This is a genomic window from Brevundimonas sp. (assembly GCF_036405315.1).
Taxonomy (GTDB): domain Bacteria; phylum Pseudomonadota; class Alphaproteobacteria; order Caulobacterales; family Caulobacteraceae; genus Brevundimonas.
Map to the genome: position 1 here is coordinate 1 of NZ_DASWXW010000002.1, position 6,735 is coordinate 6,735.

Below are 6,735 nucleotides of genomic sequence, written 5' to 3' on the forward strand. Positions count from 1 at the left end.
GAAGTCGATCGTGCCGAATTCCTTCTCCAGTTCCTCGAAGGCCTTGTCCATCGAGGCGTCGTCGGTGACGTCGGCCTGGATCAGCAGCTTGGCGCCGACGCTTTCGGCCAGGGGGCGCACGCGGCGCTCAAGGCCTTCGCCGAGGTAGGTGAAGGCCAGCTCGGCGCCCTGGGCGGCCAGCTGCGAGGCGATGCCCCAGGCGATGGAACTGGAGTTGGCCACCCCCATGATCAGGCCCTTCTTGCCCTTCATCAGGTCGCCGGTGGGCATATCCCAGCCTTCGCTCGTCGCCATGGGTTCGTCTCCGTATCTGAACTTGACCCGCCTTTTGGACGGGTGCGGCGCGGGTGACAAGTCGCGGCGCCGCTGGCGTTCGGCGCGGAGCCCCCTAAGTTGAAAGATGATGAGCCTTGATCCGCACAGTTCAGACGTCCAGCAATCCGGTCCGGTCTTCTTTGATCGGTCGGAGCTGGGACTGGTGCTGAGGGTCTATGGCCGCATGGTCGCGACCGGGGAATGGCGCGACTACGCCATGATCGGCCACAGGGACGTGGCCGAGTTCGCCGTCTTCCGCCGCTCGGGCGACGCGCCGCTCTACCGGATCGAGAAGCGCCCGGCCCTGCGCCTGAAGCAGGGCCAGTGGGCCGTGATCGGCGAGGGCGGCCATGTGCTGAAACGCGGCCGCGACCTGGCCCAGGTGCTGCGGGTCTTCGACAGCCGCAGGTTTACGGTGGTGGAATAGAAAAAGGCCCCGACATCGCTGTCGGGGCCTTCATTTTTGTGGCCTATCGCGCTGCTTGAGGCCCTTATTCCCGGCTGCCGCCCATGAAGGCCAGCAGGAACTGGAACAGGTTCACGAAGTTGATGAACAGGCTGAGGGCGCCGAAGCCCGTGGCCACGCCCATGGCTTCCTGATTACCGCCGAGCGCGTAATAGGTCATCTTCAGGCGCTGGGTGTCATAGGCGATCAGACCCGAGAAGATCAGGACGCCGAGACCCGAGATGATCAGGTACATCACGCCCGACTGCATGAAGATGTTGACGATCGAGGCGATGACCAGGCCGATCACGCCCATGATCAGGAAGCTGCCCATGGCCGTCAGGTCCTTCTTGGTCGTGTAGCCGACCAGGCTCAGACCGCCGAAGGCCGCCGCCGTGACGAAGAAGGTCGAGGCCAGCGAACCGCCAGTGTAGCGCAGGAACAGGACGCCCAGGCCGGCGCCGATGGTCGAAACCACGGCCCAGTAGAGCATGTTCACGCCCTTGGCCGTCGGATTCTTCATGAAGAACATGGAGCCGAACAGCATGACCAGCGGCGAGAACTGGATGATCATGCCCAGCAGGGTCAGGCCGATGCGGCCGTCCGCCGCCTGGGTGAAGAGCAGCTGCTGCACGGCCGGCACGTTGCCGGTGACGTAGGCGAGGGCGCCGGCGACCACCAGGCCGAGGGCCAGCTTGTTGTAGACGCCCAGCATGAAGGCGCGCAGACCGGCGTCGACGGACATGTCCGCCGACTGCGGAAGCGGGCGCGCATAGCCGTTGTTGAAGTCGCTCATCGCGAAACTTGTCTCCTGAATGGCCGGAAATACCCGACCTTGAGCGGAAATATCGGGACGGTGGAGCCGCCTTGCAAGGAAAACCCGTCTTCCGAACGGTCGTTCCGCCCGCTACCAAGGGTCGCATGCTGCGTCTGTTCACCGCCATCGCCATTCCCGAAGACGTCGCCGAGACGCTTCAGCGCCGCCAGTCCGGCCTGCCGGGCGCGCGCTGGCGGCCGCTGGACGCCCTGCACGTCACCCTGGCCTTCTATGGCGAGGCGTCCGAGCGCACGGCCGACGACCTGGCCTCGGAACTGAGCCGGGCCGAGAGCGGCGGGGCCTTCGAGATCACCCTCAACGGCGTCGGCGCCTTCGGCGACGCCCACCGCACCCATACCCTGTGGGCGGGGCTGGAACGGTCGGAGCCGCTGAACGTCCTGGCCGGGCGCTGTCGCGCGGCGGGCGAGCGCGCGGGCGTGCCGCCCGAGAAGCGCGAGTACCGGCCCCACGTGACCCTGGCCTATCTGAAACCCCAGGCGAACCCGGACCGCATCGGGGCCTGGATCGCCGGGCACAACCTGCTGCATTCGCCGCCGATCCGCGTGGATCGCTTCGGCCTCTATTCCAGCGTCCTGACCGGCGACGGCAGCGTCTACACGCTGGAGCGGGAGTATCTGCTGTGATCGAGCGTCCGGCCTCGCCCCTCGGCCCCACGCTGGAGACCGAGCGCCTGTTCCTGCGCCCCCCGACGCTGGAGGACTTCCCGCGCTGGGCCGACTTCATGAGCGACCCGGAGACGACCCGCTTCATCGGCGGGGTGCAGTCGAAGCACGAGGTCTGGCGGGCCATGGCCTCGGTCGCCGGCATGTGGGCCTTGCAGGGCGAGGGCATGTTCTCGGTGATCGAGAAGGCGACGGGTCAGTGGATGGGCCGCATCGGGCCGCTGCACCCCTATGACTGGCCCGGCCGCGAGGTGGGCTGGAGCCTGCACCGCGACGCCACGGGCAAGGGCTATGCGGTCGAGGCCGCCGCCGCGACCATGGACTACGCCTTCGACGTGCTGGACTGGCCCGACGTCATCCACTGCATCGATCCCGATAATCTCGGCTCGGAAAAGGTGGCGCAGCGGCTGGGATCTAACAATCGCGGGCCCGGCCGCATCCCCCCGCCCTTCCAGCACCATGTGGTCAATCTGTGGGGCCAGACACGCGAGGCCTGGCAGGTCAACCGCACCCGTCTGTAGCCGCCAGGTCATCCGAAGCACGGCGTCGGGCGTAAGGACCCCGCCAGGACTTTCGGAGGACGCCGTATGAAACACCCCAAGTTTGAGCCCCTGGCCCTGCCCGCGGCGGCGGCCGTCGTGGCCGCGACCCTGTTCGCCAGCCCGGTCCTGGCCCAGGCCGAGGCGGTCGATCTGGACCGTTTTGACGGCCGCTGGTTCGAAATCGTGCGCAATCCCAATGATGTTCAGAAGGATTGCAGCCGCGCCCAGATCGACTTCACGCCCCAGACCCCCGGCAGCCGCTACGCCATCGCCGTGACCTGCACCCGGCGCCCGGGCGGACAGATCGAGACCCTGCGGGCGGCCGCCCGTGTCACTGATACCTCGACCAACGCCAAGTTCCGTTTCACCCTGAGGGGCCTGCTCAGTTTTGGCGGTCTGGCGGGTCAGAACTATTGGGTCTGGGATCATGCGCCGGATTACAGCTGGGCCATCATGGGCCTGCCGAACAAGTCGAACTGGTGGATCTGGCACCGCAGCCAAAGCCCGTCAGAGGCGACTCGGACTCGGTTGATCGCGCGGGCGCGGGAACTGGGCTTCAGCGGCCAGCCGGTTCACACGGGCCGCTGACGGCGCCGCTTGCGATAAGAACATAGGCGAAACATAAAGGCGGTATGGCCGCCTCCGCCCTGCATCTCGAACTGGTTTTCAGCCGTCCCGAGACCACCCTGTCGGTCACGCGCGGGGCGGCGCGGCTGATGCGCGATCTGGGCTATGCGCCCCTGCTGGAGGTGGGTCTGCCCAACGGGCGGCGCGCCGACGTCATGGCCCTGGGGCCCAAGGGCGACGTGGTCATCTGCGAGGTGAAATCAGGCGTCGACGACTACCGCGTCGACCGCAAGTGGCAGGAGTACGGGCCGTTCTGCGACGCCTTCTACTTCGCGGTGGCGCCGGAGTTTCCGCAAGCCGTCCTGCCTGACGCGCCGGGCCTGATCGTCGCCGACGGCTTCGGCGGGGCCGTAGTGCGCGGCGCGCCCGCCACGCCCCTGGCGCCCGCGCGCAGGAAGGCCCTGACCCTGGCCTTCGCCCGTCTGGGCGCGCTCAGAACCATGCGGGACTGACCGCCCCTGCGGCGAGCGATAGCGCCTGTCAGGCTTCAGGCCTGACGGAAACCCAGCACGTCCTGCATGTCGTAGAGGCCGGGGCGGCGGTTGCGCACCCAGGCGGCGGCGGCCACGGCGCCCTTGGCGAACAGGGAGCGGTCGATGGCCGAGTGCGACAGGGTCAGCAGTTCGTCTTCCGAGCCGAACAGGACCGTATGCTCGCCGATGACGCCGCCGGCGCGCAGGGAGGCGAAGCCGATCTTGCCCGGCTCGCGCGGGCCGGTGATGCCGTCGTAGGGGGCGGTCCTGAGGTCCTCAAGGTCCCTGCCCCGGCCGCTGGCCGCGGCCTCGCCCAGCATCAGGGCGGTGCCCGAGGGGGCGTCCACCTTGCGCCGGTGATGGGTCTCCAGCACCTCGATGTCCCAGTCGCGGCCGTCCAGACGCTGGGCCGCGTGTTCGACCAGGCCGATCAGGATGTTGAGGCCCAGCGAGAAATTGCCGCTACGAACGATGGCGATCTTCTCCGCCGCCGCCTCGATCTCGGCGTCCTGTTCCGGCGACAGGCCGGTGGAGCCGATGACCAGGGCCGGACCGCCGCGTTCAGCGCAGGCCTTGGCCAGATCGACCGAGGCCTCGGGCGTCGAGAAGTCGATGATGACGTCGCACAGGTTCAGTCCCGGAGTCTCGCCCCGGTCGAAACGGGCGGCGACCACCACGTCCTCGCGGGCGTCCAGGACTTGCGAAACGGCGCGGCCCATGCGGCCCCGGGCGCCGGAGATGCCGGCGTGGAAGATGTCGCTCACGCGGCGGTTTCTTTCGAGTTTTCGGCGTCGCCGCCCATGATGTCGGCCCAGAAACGCTTGGCCTTGCCGGCGAAGGTGGTGTTGCGCGGGTTCTGGCTCTCGCCGAACGAGGCGGCCAGTTCCTGCATCAGCTCCTTCTGACGCGGGGTCAGGTCGGCGGGGGTCTCGACGAACAACTCGACCACCAGATCGCCGCGCTGGCGACCGTTCAGGTGCGGCATGCCCTTGCCCTTGATGCGAACGGTCTTGCCGGTCTGGGCGCCGGCGGGCACCTCGACCGTGGCCTTGCACTTGCCGTCGCAGGCCTCGGACACCAGGCAGGGGGCGTCGACCACGCCGCCGAGCGCCGCCACCGTCATCGGCACCGGCACCGTGACCAGCAGATCCAGGTTGTCGCGCTCGAACAGCTCATGATCGTGCACCGACAGGAAGACATAGAGGTCGCCGCGCGGGCCGCCGCGCTGACCGGCCTCGCCCTCGCCCGACAGGCGGATGCGCGAGCCGTCATCGACGCCGGCGGGAATCTTGAGGTTGAGCTGACGGTTCTTGCGGACCTGGCCGTGGCCGTGACAGGCGCCGCAGGGGTCCGAAATCATCTCGCCCGAGCCGCCGCAGCGGGGGCAGGTGCGCTCGACCTGGAAGAAGCCGTTGGCCTGGCGCACGCGCCCGGCGCCGCCGCAGGTGGAGCAGATGCTTGGCTTGGTCCCGGCCTTGGCGCCCGAGCCGTCGCAGACCTCGCAGGTCATGGTGGTGGGCACCGAAATCTCGACATCGGCGCCCTTGTAGGCCTGCTCCAGGGTGATCTCGAGGTCGTAGCGCAGGTCGGAGCCGCGACGCGGGCCGCCCTGCTGACGTCCGCCGCCCCGGCCGCCGAAAGCGTCGCCAAAGGCGTCGCCGAAGACCTGGGAGAAGATGTCGTTGATGTCGTGGAAGCCCTGGCCGCCGCGTCCGAAGGGGTCGCCGCCGCCGGCGCCGCCGTTCACGCCCGCATGACCGAACCGGTCATAGGCCGCGCGCTTCTGATCGTCCGACAGCACCGTATAGGCCTCGGAAATCTCCTTGAACTGGGCGAGAGATTCTTCCGAGCCGCCGTTGCGGTCCGGGTGGTGGATCATGGCCAGCTTGCGATAGGCCGACTTCAGGCCGGCGGCGTCGATGGTCCGCTCAACCCCCAGAATTTCGTAATAGTCACGCTGCGCCATCAGGCGTTCGTCCTCTTACTTTCCCGCCACGTTCGCCGTCCCTGTTCAACCGAGGATCGAGCGTTCGCGGACGACCTGAAAACCATGACTGCTGACATGGGCGCCCGGTCAAATGATGCAAGTTTTATGAAACGGCCCCGCCTGCCGTCTGGCAAGCGGGGCCGGTCGTCTTCAGTCGCGTTTCGTTACGCGTTCTTCTTGTCGTCGTCGTCCGAGACTTCCTCGAACTCGGCGTCGACCACGCCGTCGTCAGCCGGGGCGTCAGCCGAAGCCCCGCCCTCACCGGCGCCCTGCTGGGCCGCATACATGGCCTCGCCCAGCTTCATCGAGGCCTGGGCCAGGGTGTTGGTCTTCTCGCGGATGGCCTCGGGGTCCGTGCCGTCCTTGGCCGACTTGAGGTCGTCCAGAGCCGACTGGATGGCCGACTTGGTGGCCTCGTCGATCTTGTCGCCGTGCTCCGACAGGGCCTTCTCGGTCGAGTGGATCAGGCTGTCGGCGCCGTTCTGGGCCTCGACCAGGTCCTTGCGGGCCTTGTCCGCCGCGGCGTTGGCCTCGGCTTCCTTGACCATTTTGTCGATGTCGGCGTCCGACAGGCCGCCGTTGGCCTGGATGCGGATCGACTGTTCCTTGTTGGTCGCCTTGTCCTTGGCGGTGACGTGGACGATGCCGTTGGCGTCGATGTCGAAGGCGACCTCGATCTGCGGCATGCCGCGCGGCGCCGGCGGAATGCCCATCAGGTCGAACTGACCCAGGACCTTGTTGTCGGCGGCCATCGGGCGCTCGCCCTGGAAGACCCGGATCGTCACGGCCGACTGGTTGTCGTCGGCGGTCGAGAAGACCTGGCTCTTCTTGGTCGGGATGGTGGTG

The 6,735-nt window shown here is 67.8% G+C and carries 10 protein-coding genes; 5 read left to right on the top strand and 5 right to left on the bottom strand.

Annotation, left to right across the window (positions count from 1 at the left end):
* Window positions 1–270: SDR family oxidoreductase (locus VGE49_RS00020; protein WP_331032552.1), on the bottom strand; the 270-nt coding region annotated here is incomplete at its 3' end.
* 133 nt (window positions 271–403) lie between these two features.
* On the opposite strand from VGE49_RS00020, the gene VGE49_RS00025 reads away from it, so the two are divergent.
* Window positions 404–742: a DUF2794 domain-containing protein gene (locus tag VGE49_RS00025; protein ID WP_331032543.1), complete on the top strand. Its 339-nt coding sequence runs from the start codon at window positions 404–406 to the stop codon at window positions 740–742.
* Window positions 743–806: 64 nt separating this feature from the next.
* On the opposite strand, the gene VGE49_RS00030 is transcribed toward VGE49_RS00025, so the two are convergent.
* On the bottom strand, window positions 807–1,556 hold the full coding sequence (locus tag VGE49_RS00030; RefSeq protein ID WP_331032544.1) for a Bax inhibitor-1/YccA family protein: 750 nt from the start codon (window positions 1,554–1,556) through the stop codon (window positions 807–809).
* Between the two features lie 125 nt (window positions 1,557–1,681).
* On the opposite strand from VGE49_RS00030, the gene thpR reads away from it, so the two are divergent.
* From thpR to mmcB, 4 genes are all read left to right on the top strand, one after another.
* Window positions 1,682–2,221, top strand: a complete 540-nt coding sequence (gene thpR / locus VGE49_RS00035) for an RNA 2',3'-cyclic phosphodiesterase (RefSeq protein WP_331032545.1) — start codon at window positions 1,682–1,684, stop codon at window positions 2,219–2,221.
* Complete coding sequence (locus VGE49_RS00040) at window positions 2,218–2,781, top strand: GNAT family N-acetyltransferase (protein WP_331032546.1); 564 nt, start codon at window positions 2,218–2,220, stop codon at window positions 2,779–2,781. The genes thpR and VGE49_RS00040 overlap by 4 nt, the downstream gene beginning before the upstream one ends.
* A 66-nt stretch (window positions 2,782–2,847) precedes the next feature.
* Window positions 2,848–3,390 (top strand): lipocalin family protein, encoded by a 543-nt coding sequence (locus VGE49_RS00045; RefSeq protein ID WP_331032547.1) that lies wholly within the window; start codon window positions 2,848–2,850, stop codon window positions 3,388–3,390.
* 44 nt (window positions 3,391–3,434) lie between these two features.
* Window positions 3,435–3,881, top strand: a complete 447-nt coding sequence (gene mmcB / locus VGE49_RS00050; RefSeq protein WP_331032548.1) for a DNA repair putative endonuclease MmcB — start codon at window positions 3,435–3,437, stop codon at window positions 3,879–3,881.
* Window positions 3,882–3,916: 35 nt separating this feature from the next.
* Here the strand turns inward: mmcB and dapB are convergent, their stop codons facing one another.
* The 3 genes from dapB to VGE49_RS00065 form a co-directional block, all read right to left on the bottom strand.
* A complete protein-coding gene (gene dapB / locus VGE49_RS00055) occupies window positions 3,917–4,666 on the bottom strand; it encodes a 4-hydroxy-tetrahydrodipicolinate reductase (RefSeq protein ID WP_331032549.1) in 750 nt (249 codons plus the stop codon).
* Complete coding sequence (gene dnaJ / locus VGE49_RS00060; protein WP_331032550.1) at window positions 4,663–5,868, bottom strand: molecular chaperone DnaJ; 1,206 nt, start codon at window positions 5,866–5,868, stop codon at window positions 4,663–4,665. The genes dapB and dnaJ overlap by 4 nt, the downstream gene beginning before the upstream one ends.
* A gap of 185 nt (window positions 5,869–6,053) precedes the next feature.
* A partial coding sequence (locus VGE49_RS00065; protein WP_331032551.1) for an Hsp70 family protein occupies window positions 6,054–6,735 on the bottom strand: 682 nt, incomplete at its 5' end.